The sequence below is a fragment of the Alteromonas sp. KUL150 genome (genome assembly GCF_009811475.1).
GTDB classification, from domain to species: Bacteria; Pseudomonadota; Gammaproteobacteria; order Enterobacterales; family Alteromonadaceae; genus Alteromonas; species Alteromonas gracilis.
The window spans coordinates 135,882-150,696 of sequence record NZ_BLIJ01000050.1 but is presented as its reverse complement, the minus strand read 5'-3'; the positions used below and the strand labels follow the sequence as shown (position 1 = coordinate 150,696).

General features: G+C 43.5%; 12 protein-coding genes and 1 other RNA gene. 2 read left to right on the top strand and 11 right to left on the bottom strand.

Annotated features, from left to right (window positions below):
* Position 1: 1 nt before the first annotated feature.
* The 5 genes from GVO62_RS12260 to GVO62_RS12235 all read right to left on the bottom strand — a co-directional run bounded on the left by GVO62_RS12260 (position 2) and on the right by GVO62_RS12235 (position 7,222).
* The gene (locus tag GVO62_RS12260; RefSeq protein ID WP_159119477.1) at positions 2-985 is read right to left on the bottom strand and encodes an aspartyl/asparaginyl beta-hydroxylase domain-containing protein; all 984 of its coding nucleotides are present in this window, start codon (positions 983-985) and stop codon (positions 2-4) included.
* A gap of 51 nt (positions 986-1,036) precedes the next feature.
* The gene (locus GVO62_RS12255) at positions 1,037-1,309 is read right to left on the bottom strand and encodes a hypothetical protein (RefSeq protein WP_159119476.1); all 273 of its coding nucleotides are present in this window, start codon (positions 1,307-1,309) and stop codon (positions 1,037-1,039) included.
* A 5-nt stretch (positions 1,310-1,314) separates the two neighbouring features.
* The gene (locus GVO62_RS12250) at positions 1,315-2,445 is read right to left on the bottom strand and encodes a prolyl hydroxylase family protein (RefSeq protein WP_159119475.1); all 1,131 of its coding nucleotides are present in this window, start codon (positions 2,443-2,445) and stop codon (positions 1,315-1,317) included.
* A gap of 66 nt (positions 2,446-2,511) precedes the next feature.
* A complete protein-coding gene (locus GVO62_RS12245) occupies positions 2,512-5,322 on the bottom strand; it encodes a TonB-dependent receptor (protein WP_159119474.1) in 2,811 nt (936 codons plus the stop codon).
* Positions 5,323-6,133: 811 nt separating this feature from the next.
* The gene (locus tag GVO62_RS12235; protein ID WP_159119473.1) at positions 6,134-7,222 is read right to left on the bottom strand and encodes a tryptophan 2,3-dioxygenase family protein; all 1,089 of its coding nucleotides are present in this window, start codon (positions 7,220-7,222) and stop codon (positions 6,134-6,136) included.
* Positions 7,223-7,492: 270 nt separating this feature from the next.
* On the opposite strand from GVO62_RS12235, the gene GVO62_RS12230 reads away from it, so the two are divergent.
* The gene (locus GVO62_RS12230; protein ID WP_159119472.1) at positions 7,493-7,777 is read left to right on the top strand and encodes a late competence development ComFB family protein; all 285 of its coding nucleotides are present in this window, start codon (positions 7,493-7,495) and stop codon (positions 7,775-7,777) included.
* A gap of 22 nt (positions 7,778-7,799) precedes the next feature.
* Here GVO62_RS12230 and ffs read toward each other — a convergent pair.
* Positions 7,800-7,896: signal recognition particle sRNA small type (ffs, locus tag GVO62_RS12225), an RNA gene on the bottom strand.
* Positions 7,897-7,982: 86 nt separating this feature from the next.
* The gene (locus GVO62_RS12220) at positions 7,983-9,041 is read right to left on the bottom strand and encodes a Glu/Leu/Phe/Val dehydrogenase dimerization domain-containing protein (protein ID WP_159119471.1); all 1,059 of its coding nucleotides are present in this window, start codon (positions 9,039-9,041) and stop codon (positions 7,983-7,985) included.
* A 307-nt stretch (positions 9,042-9,348) separates the two neighbouring features.
* Here GVO62_RS12220 and GVO62_RS12215 point away from each other — a divergent pair, with 307 nt between their 5' ends.
* Positions 9,349-9,816, top strand: coding sequence for an Lrp/AsnC family transcriptional regulator (locus tag GVO62_RS12215; protein ID WP_071817410.1), 468 nt, complete (start codon positions 9,349-9,351; stop codon positions 9,814-9,816).
* A gap of 45 nt (positions 9,817-9,861) precedes the next feature.
* Here GVO62_RS12215 and maiA read toward each other — a convergent pair whose 3' ends face one another.
* The 4 genes from maiA to phhA all read right to left on the bottom strand — a co-directional run bounded on the left by maiA (position 9,862) and on the right by phhA (position 14,673).
* On the bottom strand, positions 9,862-10,515 hold the full coding sequence (maiA, locus tag GVO62_RS12210) for a maleylacetoacetate isomerase (RefSeq protein WP_159119470.1): 654 nt from the start codon (positions 10,513-10,515) through the stop codon (positions 9,862-9,864).
* A gap of 209 nt (positions 10,516-10,724) precedes the next feature.
* Positions 10,725-11,735 (bottom strand): fumarylacetoacetate hydrolase family protein, encoded by a 1,011-nt coding sequence (locus GVO62_RS12205; RefSeq protein ID WP_159119469.1) that lies wholly within the window; start codon positions 11,733-11,735, stop codon positions 10,725-10,727.
* Between the two features lie 366 nt (positions 11,736-12,101).
* Complete coding sequence (tyrR, locus tag GVO62_RS12200; RefSeq protein ID WP_105930154.1) at positions 12,102-13,658, bottom strand: transcriptional regulator TyrR; 1,557 nt, start codon at positions 13,656-13,658, stop codon at positions 12,102-12,104.
* A 214-nt stretch (positions 13,659-13,872) separates the two neighbouring features.
* Positions 13,873-14,673, bottom strand: coding sequence for a phenylalanine 4-monooxygenase (phhA, locus tag GVO62_RS12195; RefSeq protein ID WP_105930155.1), 801 nt, complete (start codon positions 14,671-14,673; stop codon positions 13,873-13,875).
* Positions 14,674-14,815: the final 142 nt, after the last annotated feature.

The following is a 14,815-nucleotide window of genomic DNA, read 5'->3' as shown; positions in this document are numbered from 1 at the left end:
ATTAGTAAAACCTCTTGTCCAACACTGCAAGCGCACCAAAATGTGCGGACCAATTAGCATATTCGCGCATCAGCATTTGTATGTCTTGCTTTTCTACTTCGGTTAAATGAGGGTTCCAGATATCGATAATCAATACCGCTCGTGCTGCGTCAGCTGGATTTTCTGCACTATGTACAAAACTATCGTCAAATAGTAAAGCTTCTGTTTTGGCACTCCACGTTCTTTTCTCACCGGCGACATCTAAATAAGCGTTGTCGTTAACAACAAGTGGGATATGAAGTGTCCACTTTATATTCGATATACCGTAATGTGGAGGAATATAGGCTTTTGGCTTTAATACCGATATGACGACTTCAGGTGCGTGGGTCGGACAGTGTGCTAACAGAGGCGAATTAAACAAGGATATGACATCATGCGGCAGACGTTTAGCGTGCTCTGTAACGTGCCCTCCTTTCATCAAATGCATGGAAGACCAATTTTCACTCAGTTTTTTCCAATCATCTGACTTTGGCACCTCTCCTATCTCATGAACATAGTTGTCATTTGCATATTTTATACAAGAGAGAAAAGCTTCCTTAGATGTAGAGAGCTTATTAACCAAGTCTTGAAGCCCTTCTACCTCGCTAGTTTCAGAAAATGGCGACGAGGGCAAATCAGGTATAAAAAGGAAACTTGGTTTTTGTGCTTCGTGTTGATAAACCTTTCTTTCAACGCCACACAACATATTCACCGCCTGCTTTATTCTGGACGTGCTCCCTATGTGATGGCAAGCATTGTACAGTGCCCTACGAGACAAGTTAGCAGCATTATGAATATGTGTGGCCCTGAACTTTGTAAGAGGCTCTTCATCTTTTGGAGATAAAAATTCGGGGTATTGCTTGAACACAGACGCGTAGGCCGAGAGTGCTGAATCATACTCTGCTTTCTCAACCATTGTCGCAATGCTTTCAATTAATTGAGTAATGTGATTATTATTGTTATTCATATAACAATGGGAAGTGTTTCGCTTCCCATACTAGCCTTACAAAGTTTTGAATTACTGGTCGCCACCACCAGTTTCATTTCGCCCCTGCATACGAGTCCAGGCTTCACGACCTGCTTCACGCATTTGCTCGCGTTCTTCTACTGAGTAACAAACCCGTTGCATGCGGTTTGAACCAATCTTTTTCTCAATTTTGCAGACCATGCCGTCGTCTTCAGCATTGGCATCAGCTTTCGCATACTGAGAACTTTGATTACTGGTTGAACCACATGCACCTAGTGTTAAAGCAAGGCTTGATGCAAGAATTATTTTTGCTACTTTTTTCATCCGTGTTATCCCTTAGTATAAGTACCGTAAACTACGTTACCATAAATGGTTGTACATTCTCTAATCCATTTTGTAACTAACCATTTATTTTCTGAAATAGATGGCGCACCAGCATGATAGCTATTTAACAATAGCTCACCATGCTCGTCCGTGTTAGAAAAAACAACCATATTTCCGATTGTTGGCGCTATGCTAATATCTAGTTTTGGAAAAAGGGTTTCTCCACCCTCTTTGACCGTGTTTAAATAAATAAGCGCAGTCTGTATGCGCTGTTTGCCATCTTTAAACATTAGCGCATCGTTTTTTTCGTTTAATCCGTCATAGTGGGATTTGTACTGCTGGCCCGGCTCATATCTCAACAAATTCAATGCTTCACCATTACACCTTGGTGTGTTCGTTACCTGTGATATTACTTTGTCTAGCTTGCGGGTAATCCAGTCGCAATGGTTAGGTGCTATTATCGCTACATAACTTGTTCTGACACTATCAACCCTACCCTCTCCCGTTAAAGGATCTACAACCATTGAAGGTTGCAGCAGCGCGCTAAACTTCGTGATCAAATAGTGACATTCGTATTCAGATAGTATGCCTTCGTACACTTCAATAGGCAGGGATTTATCTAGCACTTTAGAAGGTTTATATTCTCTATTCAGTGATACGGATATTTGTTCAATGGCTTCTTGTCGAACGCCTGCGTCAATAATATCTTCTGTAGATGAAACCAAATTAAGCTGTTTACTGATATTAGGTGCTAGGCAAGATACCTTGTCTGCAATGTAGGAAAAAGTTGCGCTTTTTACCGATAGATAGGATAACGCGACTAAGTAAGCCTCAATTACACCTTTATTGCCAAGTGTAACTAGCGTCTTGGCAACTACACTAGTACTCGTTATTACGCCACCAAAATAGCCAATTTGCAATTTGTGGAACTGAACCACGGGGTTGTCTGCACACGCTATACCATTTAAGAACTCAACCGATTCTGCTGGGTTCTCCCCTGACTTAAAATAGGCATAATCTAAAGCCGCATTGAGATCTCCCAAGCTACCTGCTTGCTTTAGCCAATGCATCGCCTCATCGGTATTACCCGACGAATGGGCTTCATTAGCATACTTGATGCACTGTTCTATATTCATTTCCTGCTGTCCACACAACAAAAAAGCCTCCGAAGAGGCTTTTTCTTAGTTCATTCTACACTTCTATTAGAAGGTCACGTTTACGCGTGAATAGAAGAATTGTCCAGGGATTTCATACATAGACGGATCGAAGCTGTTAGCAAACGTCGAGTAAGAAACTTCTGGATCGGTGTCGAACAAGTTGTTCACACCTAAAGTAATGCGAAGGTTATCATTAACTGCATAGCCTAACGATACATCGTGATAAGCCATTGCTTCTAGCTCGTTGAAGCTATCGCCTTCTTCTGCAGCTGGATCAACCGGATCACTACATAGCTGCTGATCAAGTGCACCGCCGTCGATTTGACATAGCTCAGTCGTGTTACCGATGTAACGCACTAACCAGTTAGCTGTCCAATCGTCGTAGTTCCAAGTAAGTGCTAAGTTAGTACGTAGACGTGGAACAACGTCACGGTCACCCGCTTGACCTGCATCGTTAAAGGTCTCTGAAGTACCGCTTACTGGGTCAACAACAATTAATGAACGCTCATCAATGTATGTACCATCCCAGTTTATACGGAAATCACCGTATTCAGTCTCGAAGTTGTACGCTACGTTGTAATCGAAACCAGAAGTCGTTTGACCACCCAGGTTGATTTGACCGTTGAATAGGTCAACAACGTTACCGCCGGCACCACGAGTGATTAGTGAGCAAAGTGTTTCACCTGTCTCAGCACACGCGTTAAGGATGGTTTGCGCACCCACTGAAGATACAGCCTGGTCAACTTCGATATCGAACACGTCGAACGTGATTGACAAGCCTTCAATTTGCGCAGGTGAGTAAACGAAACCATAAGTAAAGCTTTCAGCTTCTTCTGCCTGTAAGTTTGCGTTACCACCAACGGTGATGCGAATCTGTGAGTTAGGCTGAACATAACTTGCTGGAATACCCGCACAACCAGGAAGGTTAGGGTTACCCGCTGCACCGCCGTTACATGGATCCGTTAGCGGTGGGAATGCGTCGCTGTTACCGCTAAACAACTCGTCGATAGAAGGTGCACGGAACGCTTCAGACCATGTACCACGTACAAGTAGGTCTTCGTTTATACGCCACTTCAAACCAACTTTAGAGTTAGTTGTATCGCCGAAGTTGCTGTAGTCAGAATAACGAGTAGCAAGTTCTAGGTCTAGTTGCTCTACACCAGGCATATCTGAAAGTAGCGGAACTGCAAGCTCGAGGTAAGCTTCTTCAACACTGAACGAACCTGAGGTAGGTAAACGCGCGTTACCAGAAGTGATACCTGCAGCAATGATTGCATCAGGCTGGTCGTAACCTGACTGCCAGCGCTTCTCGTAACCCGCAGCGAATGCTAAGTATCCTGCTGGAAGTTCAAATACTTCACCGGAGATGTTTGCAGAGTAGCTCTCAAGCGATGAGTTAAGCTCGTCTTGCGCAGTAAAAGTAATGTAATCAAGCATTTCTTGCGTGATTGTACCTTCACCGATTACTTCAGGTGCACCGCCAAATAAGTTCAGTGGAACGCACTCTCCAGTACAATTTGCAGGATCACCAAGTGCGCTTCTCACTCGGTCCATGTTAAGTAGACCTTCAGTTGACGTGTTCTGCGTAATGTCTGCGTAAGTGTAGTTAACATCCCAGAAGAATTCACGGTCAGCAAATTCAAATACACCGTCAAAACCACCGTTGAACTGGAACTGGTCAACGTTTTGCCTGAAGCTACGGAAACCCGCTTCCATCATACGACGGCCGAATAAGAACATTTCACGAGATGTAGGATCTGACGCGAGGATAGTTGGATCCGTCGTTACTGTCACACCGTATGGATTGAACGGATGATTAGCAGCTAATGTAGCATCTTCAGCAAACGCGGTACCCAAAAACAGTGGCGTAGGCGCAAGAGCCTGCTCTGATTTACGATTGCCGTAGAAGCCCGTTACGTTAACAGATACGTTATCTGTAAGCTCATAACGTGCCTGAGTGTAGATATTTGTACGTTCTTGCGGCGTAGATAGATAGTTAAACGGTGCAAAGTTGAAGCGACTTGTAGGCTCAACCCATGGCTCTAGGCCGCCATTGCCGTCACCCTGCTGGCTGAACGCATTGTCATCTTGGTCAAACGTAAAGAAACGACCTTGAGGAGGAGCAGATGAACCACCAAAACCTGCAGGAGTACCAAAGGTAGGCACTGAAGAGATTTCACGGTCGCCCGCTAGTGTTGGCTCTTCTTCAACGTAAGAGATGTTGAAGTAAACGTTACCTTTGTCGTTAGCTGTACCGAAACCAATGTCCCACTGCTCTTTATTACCGTCGCCTTCATCCCACTGACCAATGTAGCCAGATGCTTGAACGCCTTCGAAATCTTGACGAGTAATAATGTTTACAACACCCGCAATCGCATCAGAACCGTATACCGCTGAAGCACCGTCTTTCAGTACTTCGATACGCTCAATGATTGCAGCTGGAATGTTGTTAAGGTCAACAGAACCGCCAATACCTGGGGCCCAACGCTTGCCGTTAACAAGAACTAGTGTACGGTTTGAACCAATACCACGGATGTTAATAGTAGTTGTACCATTACCGCCGTTGTTATTGTTGGTGTTGATAGCAGAACCTGCAGAAGGAATTGCTTGAAGAACGTCACCGATTGACGTAACACCAAATTTTTCTATGTCAACACGTGACATTACTGTAACTGGGTTTGCACCTTCAATGTCGGTACGACGGATACGAGAACCCGTTACTTCGATTTTTTCTACTGCGTCCGCTGCTTCTTCGGTTTCCTGTGCGTTAACTGCGCCTGTGAAGCCGATAGTTGATGCTGCACCGAATGCGCACGCTAACTTCACTGACTTAGCCAGCTTAGAGTTTGTAAACATGTATTGTCTCCCTGGACCACTAAAACTCTTAGTGTGTGTTTCTTAAATCGTTTATATAACGAATTATTATTAGTAAGGTCAAAGCCTCACTTTGATAATAACCACATCCTAAGCGAGCGGTCAACTGGGATCAGACGGGTGTTCCGTAAAAGTTCAATTTTTTTTTGTCTTTTCGCCTTTTTCCGTAAATATTAACTTACATTTAACATTTGCAGTGCAAAAAACGAACTGACAGTTTAATTTTTGTATTCCAATTAATGGGGGCAAGGGATACAACTAAAGTATCACCTCACCCCTGCCCTAAATGTTGATTAAGTCTGCTCTCTAGAACGAGTAGTTCACGCTGAAACGAACATATCTAGGAGTTTGCCACGCAGTTGGCAGACCGTAATTCGGGTTCACGTCAGGATTTGTTGGATCAGCTGAACCCTCATCATCATATATTTCATTAACTTCTGTAACGCGGTCGTTGTTAAGAAGGTTGAAAATATCCGCTCTAACAACCAGCTTCTGCTCTTCACCTATATCGATATTGTAGGAAGCAGAAACGTCGATAGAGTAATAGCTGCTAGTACGGCCACGAGAACCACGCGGTGCTGGCTCACCACCTGCGAAGAATGACTCTGAATCATAAGCTTGAGCAAAAATATCTGTTGGGTGGTAACCAAACGCATTGATTGGACGACCGGTCCAGAAATGAAGGTTGGCACCAAGGGTTAGGTCTTCAGTTACAGCATAAGCGCCCTACAACTTCACTTGGTGACGTCTGTCGTTTGGTAAATCACCGTAAAATATGCCATTCGTTCTTTTATCACTGCAGATAAAAGCCCAATTGCTTTCTTACAGTCTCTGGCAAGTCAGGCAACGCACTTTTAGGTAGTAGAAAAGTCGCCATGTTAAAGAAGTCTAAATAGATGCGGTTTGATTCAGTCGTTTTCTTGAGATAATGATGTCCAGAAGAGCCTCCTGTGCCAATTTTAGTGCCCAGCATTCGCTGAACCATCATCGCGTGGCGATAGCGCCAGATAGTGAGTTGTTCGTCGATTTCAGTCAGAGCAGTGATGAGCTGAAAAGGAAGATTAAAAATGGGTTCTTCTGAGTACTGCTTGATAAATAGCGCCGAAAGCAATGCTTTATGACTTAAACGAAATTTATCTTCGCCCCTCAGTTTTTCAAATTTAGCGTCGTCAAACAGAGCATCGAAGTTCTCCTTAGTCGCTTTCAAATCTTTTAACTCTTGGCGCATCTCTGTCTCAGATAACATGTCGTTGGTTGAAATGGTATGATGATCATCATTTAACATTTCGTCTGTCGCATTTTTATAATATTGCCAGAAGTCGAACCCCTCGGTTTTTAAAAGTGGCATTCTCGACAGCCATTTATCTACTAGCTCAAACAAACTAGGCTTACTTTCAAGGTTTTCGAGTAGTGCCCTATCTTTGTCTGTAAGGCGGTTATAGAAGCTTTGTTTATCGAAGTCGATTCTAAAGTCTCGTTTTAAGCCGAGCGAAATCTCTAAACGTTTAAACTGGATACTTTGGAACCCAGATGCAGGGACAAGGTAATCTCGAAACGACAGAAACTGCTGCGGTGTCATGGTTTCCATGATGGCAATTTGATCGTTCATTAGTTTTTGAATTTGTATGACTCTATGTAGTCTATGCACAACCAAGGTCAACTGCTGATCTTTCACCGTTTCTTGATTGAAGGTATCAATAACCGCATTGAGCTCGTGAAGTACCTGTTTGAACCATAGTTCATAAACTTGATGGACGATAATGAACAACATCTCCTCGTGCGCCGCATTGCCGTATTTTTCACTTTGGAGGTCTTGCGCCCCCAGTATTTTATCTAACTGGAGGTAGTCGCCGTAGTAGCAGGGCTCTATATTCTTTTTCATGTCGTTCTCGCCTTTTTGCGCTTATTTAAGTCTCGCTGAGTGGGTGATTATCTATGCGGACTGGTAGTAATTCTATTATCGTCACCTCGACATCCACAGAATACAAGCTATACATTATAAGGACATACATCCAAATGCTGTGTTATACCACTGTGTGCGTATAAAAATGTGTCCATAGCTAAAAATGGATGCTGCATCTGATAAAAATTACTGTAGCTTAGGTCAAAACGACAACATTAGAGCGCTGTCAGATTTATATGGGGAAGAATCATGAAGCTAGATGACGACATTCATAATTATTATGAGCACCTGGTATTAGAACGAATTACCAAGTTAGGATTGGATACAACCAAAAGCCCTGACTACCTAGCCGACTTGTGTTGTTTGGCATTAAATCAAGTCCCACCTCGTTATATTCGATATGAGGTAGATATGGCTTTTTATTTACCGCAAAGCGAGCGTAATCAAATGGAAATGAACGTGGAGCACGCCATTAGTAAAGCACTGAAATACTTGGATGAAACAGAGAAGAATAAGAAAAGCGAAAGAACTTAAGAATAGAGGATTTTGGGTGGCAGGCCTCCAGCCACATCCCGGCACATGAGTCGTCTGCTGCGGCTGCTCCCTTCCAGGCCTGACCGAGTTCACAGAGTATCATTGCGGGAGGACCAAAAGCCCACCATAGAAAATCGCATTCAGTGCAGAGCCATTCGCCCCTGCTTGAGTGCGGGGCGCATTATGACTACTTGGCCGAGAGTTTTCAACCCTTTATAGTAAATCTCTCTTCTGCAATGACATTTGCAACGCGGTTGGTTGCTGCGCCGTCCTGCTCTGCACGCTCATAAATTTCTTTGAGCGTATCGCCAATTTGCTCTATGTGTGCGCGCAACGCTTCATTGGAACTTGATTCCATTCGCTGATGGAAAATATCAATAACACCACCTGCATTAATCACATAGTCAGGCGCGTACAGAATTCCACGCTGCTGAAGTAGCTCTCCCATGTCTTCACGGGCAAGTTGGTTATTCGCAGCGCCGGCAATGACTTTTGCCTTTATTGCCGGTAAGGTCTGGTCGTTGATAGCTGCTCCCAATGCACAAGGTGCGAGTACATCAACATCTAAGCTTAATATTTCTTCCGGTGCCACAGCTGTCGCACCAAACTCAGCAACTGCTTTCTCCACACCTTCTGGGTAAATGTCAGCAACGTAGAGTTTAGCCCCGTGTTCGTGCAGATGTTTCGCCAAACGATAGCCCACATGGCCCATACCTTGAATAGCAACGCTCACACCATCCAAGCTTCGCTTCAAACCATATTCTACCGTCGCTTTTAACCCTACAAACACCCCGTAAGCAGTTGAGGGCGCAGGGTTGCCATCAGGCACTTCGCCTGAGTAATGATATTTTGCATTAACGCCAGCGATATAATCAGATTCAGTCGCCATTGTCTGTAAATCAGTTACCGATATACCTGAATCTTCCGCGGTGAAGTATTTGCCCCCAAGAGACTCTACAAACTTACCCATCGCCTTCATCATTTCAGGCGTTTTTGCTTTTCTCGGATCACCGATAATTACAGATTTACCACCACCAAGCGCAAGGTTAGCCATTGCCGCTTTATAGGTCATGCCTTTAGATAATCTCAACACATCAGTTAAAGCCTCACTACTATTTACGTAGGGCCACATGCGACAACCACCGAGTGCTGGTCCCAAATTGGTGTTGTGCACAGCAATAATGGCACTTAAGCCCGCTTTTTCATCGTGATAGAACGCAACATGTTCGTGTTTATCGAACTCTGGGTGATCAAAAACTGACATATATTCCCTATTAAAACCGTGATGAGTTGAAACCTACCCAATATGATGCTGTCACGAAAAGTACACGCATCCAGATTGGGCTGATATGAGAGTGTGATGATATTTTGCGTTACACTTACCGGCCACGCGAGGATCATCAATATTTGCAAAGTGTATCCGATAATTCAGAGGACAGGCCTTGCAAAGTTTGTTAATGAAATTTACAAACTGAAACGCAATAGAATTGAATACAATTTTTCTAGGATGGCTATCCTAGATTTTTTTTTGATATATAATAAACATCATAAAAATGACGGAAACAGTGTTAATGAAATTGGATAAATTTGACCGTGAGATTTTGCGCGTTCTTCAACAAGACGCCACGGTGTCAATGGCTGACTTGAGCCAACGTGTAGGCTTGTCTCATACTCCATGTTGGAGGCGGGTAAAACGAATGGAAGCTGATGGCATTATTCTTGGTAAAGTCACTCTTCTTAACAGTAAAAAGCTTAACTTGGGTGTGTCGGTTTTTATTTATGTGACGCTCAAAAACCACGACGGTGACTCGTTAACCGATTTTGAAAATGCCGTGCAGAACATCGACGAAATAGTGGAGTGTCATACCACAAGCGGCGAAAAAGATTACTTATTGAAAGTCATCGTGGAGAGTATTGAAGAATACGAGTTTTTACTGAAGACGAAATTGACACATCTTCCTTTGGTAGACCATATAAGCTCTACGTTTGCACTGAAGCAAGTTAAGAATACGACTGAACTACCAATAAAACGCCAGTAATCAAAATTATAGGGTCAGAGTACATTACTACTCTGACTCAACTATTTAAATCGCGTCGATTTGACTCTCGGGCTTAGCCAATTCAAATTCACTCAACTCGTTACAGTTTTTTGCTATTTTGCTGATCAGCGGATAGCGACTCATATCTACATTAAACCGCTGCGCATTGTAAACTTGCGGTACTAAACAAATATCAGCAAGCGTCACATCAAAATCAAAGCAATACTTACCAGCTTGGGTTTGAAGTCGTTTTTCAATTCCGTCAAAACCCAGTGTTATCCAATGGGCCGCCCATCTTTCAGCATCCTCTTGTGTTGCTTCAAAGTTTCCTTTTAAAGCGTTTAATACGCGAAGGTTTCCTATTGGCTGAATGTCACAGGCTATATCTTGCGCCAGCGCTCTTACCCTTGCTCTTTCTGTGCGGTGCTCTGGAATAAGTTGATAATCGCTTTCATATCTTTCATCAAGATATTCAATAATCGATAGAGACTGATTCAGAATGATATCTTCATCTTCGTCAACGAAGGTAGGTACCAAGTGTGCGGGATTAAGACGGCTGTATTCGCTGCTATGCTGCTCGCCGCCGTTATTTACAAGATGTATCGGCACGTATTCATACTCGACGCCTTTTAAGTTAAGCGCAATGCGAACTCGATAAGACGCAGTTGAGCGCCAGTAGCCGTAAAGTTTAATACTCATGAAATAACAACACCTGTCATTGATTACACGTTAATTACAGTGCTTTAAACAATGTTACGTTTGCCTGATAAACGACTCCATTGCCTAAGCATAATCTGTCAAATCGCCGAGAAATAGCGATAGACCAGCAGTATTGAAAAAGCCTTTTGGAAACTGCCCCAGCTAAAAATATAGACTTGCCAATGCTGAGGTAGTTTCCACATGTAAAACTAACTAAGCGGTTTTACCTGCTGTTCGATAGCACCAAAAACCGAGTTTCCTTCTTTATCCAGCATTTCTATACGAATGCGATCGCCAAATTGCATGAACGGTGTAGATGGCTTTCCGTCTCTGATTGTTTCAATCATGCGTACTTCAGCTATGCAGGAATATCCCACACCGCCTTCAGCAATCGCTGAGCCATGGTCAGTGCCTTGTTTATTCGACACGGTACCTGAACCAATTATAGCTCCCGCACCTAAATTCCTACTCTTAGCTGCATGTGCTACAAGTTGACCAAAATCAAAAGTCATATCTTGCCCAGCTTCAGGCTTTCCAAACAATTCACCGTTATAGGTGGAACGTAAAGGCAAATGTACTTTGCTCTCTTTCCATGCATCGCCTAGTTCATCTGGTGTTACAGCAACAGGTGAAAAGCTCGATGCGGGTTTAGACTGAAAGAAACCAAAACCCTTTGCTAATTCGCCAGGAATCAACCCTCTAAGCGACACGTCATTGACTAACATAATTAGTCGAATTTGTTCTGAAGCCTGCTCAGGTGTGCAAGCCATCGGCACGTCGTCAGTGACCACCGCAACTTCACCTTCAAAGTCAATTCCCCAATCATCGCTAGGTAAAATAATGTCGTCTTTTGGTCCAATAAAATCATCTGAACCACCCTGATACATTAGCGGGTCAGTCCAGAAGCTTTCGGGCATTTCTGCATTGCGCGCCTTTCTTACTAGCTCTACGTGGTTAACATACGCGCTTCCGTCTGCCCACTGATAGGCTCTTGGCAGCGGTGACTCACAGCGAGATTCATCAAACGGCACGCTGTCGCAGCTATTATCGTTAAGCGCTTGATACTTCATCTGTAGCTGAGGCGCTATTTCCTTCCAGTTATCCAAAGCATCTTGCATTGTCAGTGCAATATCTTGCGCGCTGCACGCTCGAGAAAGATCCTTCGACACCACCATAAGGCAGCCGTCTCGTGTTTCATTTTTATAGGTGGCTAGTTTCATTAAAATTCCCTCGAAGATTGTCGTTCAATTGGCCTTTGCGTTTTCTTAAAGCGGCTTAGTCGATTGAGAAGTACACACTATTCAAAAGGGCCAACGAGCAACTATATTTACATAGGTATAGTTATGCCATTAGTTGATACACATTGAGAAGCATTCAATGTACGAAGTTTTATTTAGCTGTAATAAAGGGTGTACGCTGTAAGTTCGCGTAATACTCTTGCAGCCATATTGGGCAGGCGTCGAGCAGGATGTAAATTTTTCGTAACAGGAATACGAGGCGTTCGTGAGGGCCTGCTAGCAATAGACAGGCGCGCTTTTTTTAGTGTGATATTTAAACACTAGAAAAAGCGCGTCGTCTGCGAAAATTTATAACTTTACCGTTGCTTTGTTTATGCCGTACTCACGCAGTTTATTAGCAATAGCTGTATGACTAAGCCCAAGTTTTTTAGCCAACTGCCGTGTGCTTGGATAGGAAGGATAAAGACGCTTTAACAAGTCCTTCTCAAATTTTTTCACTTCTTCGTCTAATGTACCTTCAAAGTTTTCATCAATGTAGGTAACACTCGGTGCGCAACTTGGAAGCTGGATATCTTCTTTTGTAATTTCTTTTCCGTCCAGCAGTGACAAAGCACGATACAAGGCGTTCTGTAACTGCCTTACGTTGCCAGGCCACGGATACTGCTGAAGAAAATCAACGCATGACTTGCTCAGTTTTGCTGGGCGTCGCCCTAATTTAGTGCTGTGCTGAACGATAAAAGACTCAGCTAATGGCACAATGTCTTGCCTGCGGTCTTTTAAAGACGGCATAACCAGACTGAGCACGTTTAGGCGATAATACAACTCTTTTCTAAATCGTCCCTCTTCTACAAGTTGACCAAGGTCGCGACATGTCGTGCAGATAAATCGAACGTCTACTTTTACTGGCTCTGAGTCTCCCACTCTTCTGAATTCACCATCTTCTAAAACCCGAAGTAACTTAGCTTGCAGCTGAGAAGACATGTCGGCTATTTCATCCAGTAAAAGTGTGCCGCCTTTGGCCTGCTCTAACAGTCCTATTTTTGCATTCGGTTGATTGAAGGCACCTGCCGCATAACCAAAGAGCTCGGTCTCAGCCACACTATCCGGTAACGAAGCGCAATTTAACGCTAAAAATGCCCCTTCACTGCGACGGCTAGACTGATGGCAGGCTCGGGCTATCATTTCTTTTCCCGTACCGGTTTCCCCAAATATGAGTACTGGAGCGTCTAAGTCAGCAATTTGCTTCGCTTCATGAACCACGCGCTTCATTAACGGTGATTGAGCAACGAAACGATCGAAACTATCTGTTGGCGACTGGTGAAACGCAGTGAACTGTTGACCTAGTCGCATTTCAGATTTCAATATGACCACAGCGCCTGCCATGATCATGTTTTGATCGCCATCAGGTACGGTAATAGGAAGCATATCGGCAAGATAATCCTGCTGAATGAACTTTACTTTTGAAGATTGCGGCCCCGGAGATTTGCCGTCCATCCATTTAGTAAAGTTAAATCCCTTCACTACCTCGCCTATCTCGGTGCCCTCAATTTCACTGTATGGAATTTCAAGTCCTGCACATACGGCTTCATTGCAAAGTAAAATGTTACCTTTAGCATCGATAGAAAAAACAGGATCTGGCAAGGTGCGTAAAATAGCAGATAGCTGATTCTTCTCTCGCTCTCCTGGCATGAAAAGCGTGGTCTTAACATCATCAATTCCATCTATTCGACGAATTTGGGGCATGAGGTGTTGAAAATCGGCAAACTCAATGTTGGGAAAATTTAGGAAAATTTTTCCCGCCGGATCGATTTCTATACCGCGCAAATCAATTTCTTTATTAACGAGAATATCTAATACATCTTGAGTGATCCCAAGACGGTCCTGACAACTTATTTCTAGACGCATAGGGTGCTAAGGCTACTTTGTAAACATATATGTACAGAGTATCATACTTTTACAAAAAGATAACAAGAGAAATGTTACAGAAGTTTAAATTTTAAGGAACCAAGGCGCTAAAGCTTCTAAAGGCAAGTAAATTAGGGTCACTGAACATCAGAAACAAAGATGCCGCTCTTCTGACGCGGCATCCTATACAAAACACATTTTTTTAACAATAGTGCTAGCTTGCTTTTTGTTCTTTCGGAGGGAAAAGCGGGGAAAATAACCCAAGAGACTTTGCTTTTTCTACAAGTGCCATAATATCCATTTCGGCAAGCTCAAAAAGATAATCAAACTCAGGCAATACGTAATAAAGCGGCTGCATAATATCAATGCGATATGGAGTGCGAAGCGCGTCGATTGCGCTAAGCGGGTTGCGCAAAGGCGTATCGCTGTCTAACGCATAAATTGTCTCACCAGGGGAGGATAGAATGCCGCCGCCATATATCTTCAGTTCATCTCTAGCTCTCACTAAACCGAACTCTACGGTGAACCAGTAAAGGCGCGCCAGGTATACTCTGTCTTCTTTGCTCGCAGCAAGGCCTAATTTTCCGTAGGTGTGTGTGAAGTGCGCGAACGCAGGGTTCGTTAACAACGGACAATGGCCAAATACCTCGTGAAAGATGTCCGGCTCCTGAAGATAGTCAAACTCTTCTCTCGTGCGAATAAATGTTGCTACTGGAAACTGTTTGTTAGCCAGCAACCTAAAGAATTCCCCGAAATTAATCAACGCTGGAACTTCAGCGGTTTGCCAACCTGTTTGCTCCATCAATACTTTGTTGATATCCGGTAGTTGAGGAATTGCTTTTTCGTCGAGTTTTAGTAAATCAAGCCCGTCCAGATACTGCTGGCACGCTCTTTCTTTTACTAATGGTATTTGTCTAGCATAAAGTTCGGACCAGATTTGATTCTCTTCATCTGACCAATGAATGATGCCATTGTCATCCGATTGTCTCGACTGATATTGCGTAGCTTTTGGCATAACTTCTTTAACCAATAAGTGTTGTGTAACTTGGATATCAGTGTAATGAAATTCCGGACGGCGAAAAGCAGCCGGCCTAATGTGGCTTATGATTTAGCTGTAACAAGAGTTTTACAATGCAGATTTAAGGTATTGTTTTACA

Excerpts from the sequence above, each read along its gene's own strand:
- GVO62_RS12205 (WP_159119469.1), bottom strand. The coding sequence starts at position 11,735 with ATGAAACTAGCCACCTATAAAAATGAAACACGAGACGGCTGCCTTATG.
- maiA (WP_159119470.1), bottom strand. The coding sequence starts at position 10,515 with ATGAGTATTAAACTTTACGGCTACTGGCGCTCAACTGCGTCTTATCGA.
- GVO62_RS12260 (WP_159119477.1), bottom strand. The coding sequence starts at position 985 with ATGAATAACAATAATAATCACATTACTCAATTAATTGAAAGCATTGCG.
- GVO62_RS12255 (WP_159119476.1), bottom strand. The coding sequence starts at position 1,309 with ATGAAAAAAGTAGCAAAAATAATTCTTGCATCAAGCCTTGCTTTAACA.
- GVO62_RS12220 (WP_159119471.1), bottom strand. The coding sequence starts at position 9,041 with ATGTCAGTTTTTGATCACCCAGAGTTCGATAAACACGAACATGTTGCG.
- GVO62_RS12230 (WP_159119472.1), top strand. The coding sequence starts at position 7,493 with ATGAAGCTAGATGACGACATTCATAATTATTATGAGCACCTGGTATTA.
- GVO62_RS12245 (WP_159119474.1), bottom strand. The coding sequence starts at position 5,322 with ATGTTTACAAACTCTAAGCTGGCTAAGTCAGTGAAGTTAGCGTGCGCA.
- GVO62_RS12235 (WP_159119473.1), bottom strand. The coding sequence starts at position 7,222 with ATGAAAAAGAATATAGAGCCCTGCTACTACGGCGACTACCTCCAGTTA.
- tyrR (WP_105930154.1), bottom strand. The coding sequence starts at position 13,658 with ATGCGTCTAGAAATAAGTTGTCAGGACCGTCTTGGGATCACTCAAGAT.
- GVO62_RS12250 (WP_159119475.1), bottom strand. The coding sequence starts at position 2,445 with ATGAATATAGAACAGTGCATCAAGTATGCTAATGAAGCCCATTCGTCG.
- phhA (WP_105930155.1), bottom strand. The coding sequence starts at position 14,673 with ATGCCAAAAGCTACGCAATATCAGTCGAGACAATCGGATGACAATGGC.
- GVO62_RS12215 (WP_071817410.1), top strand. The coding sequence starts at position 9,349 with ATGAAATTGGATAAATTTGACCGTGAGATTTTGCGCGTTCTTCAACAA.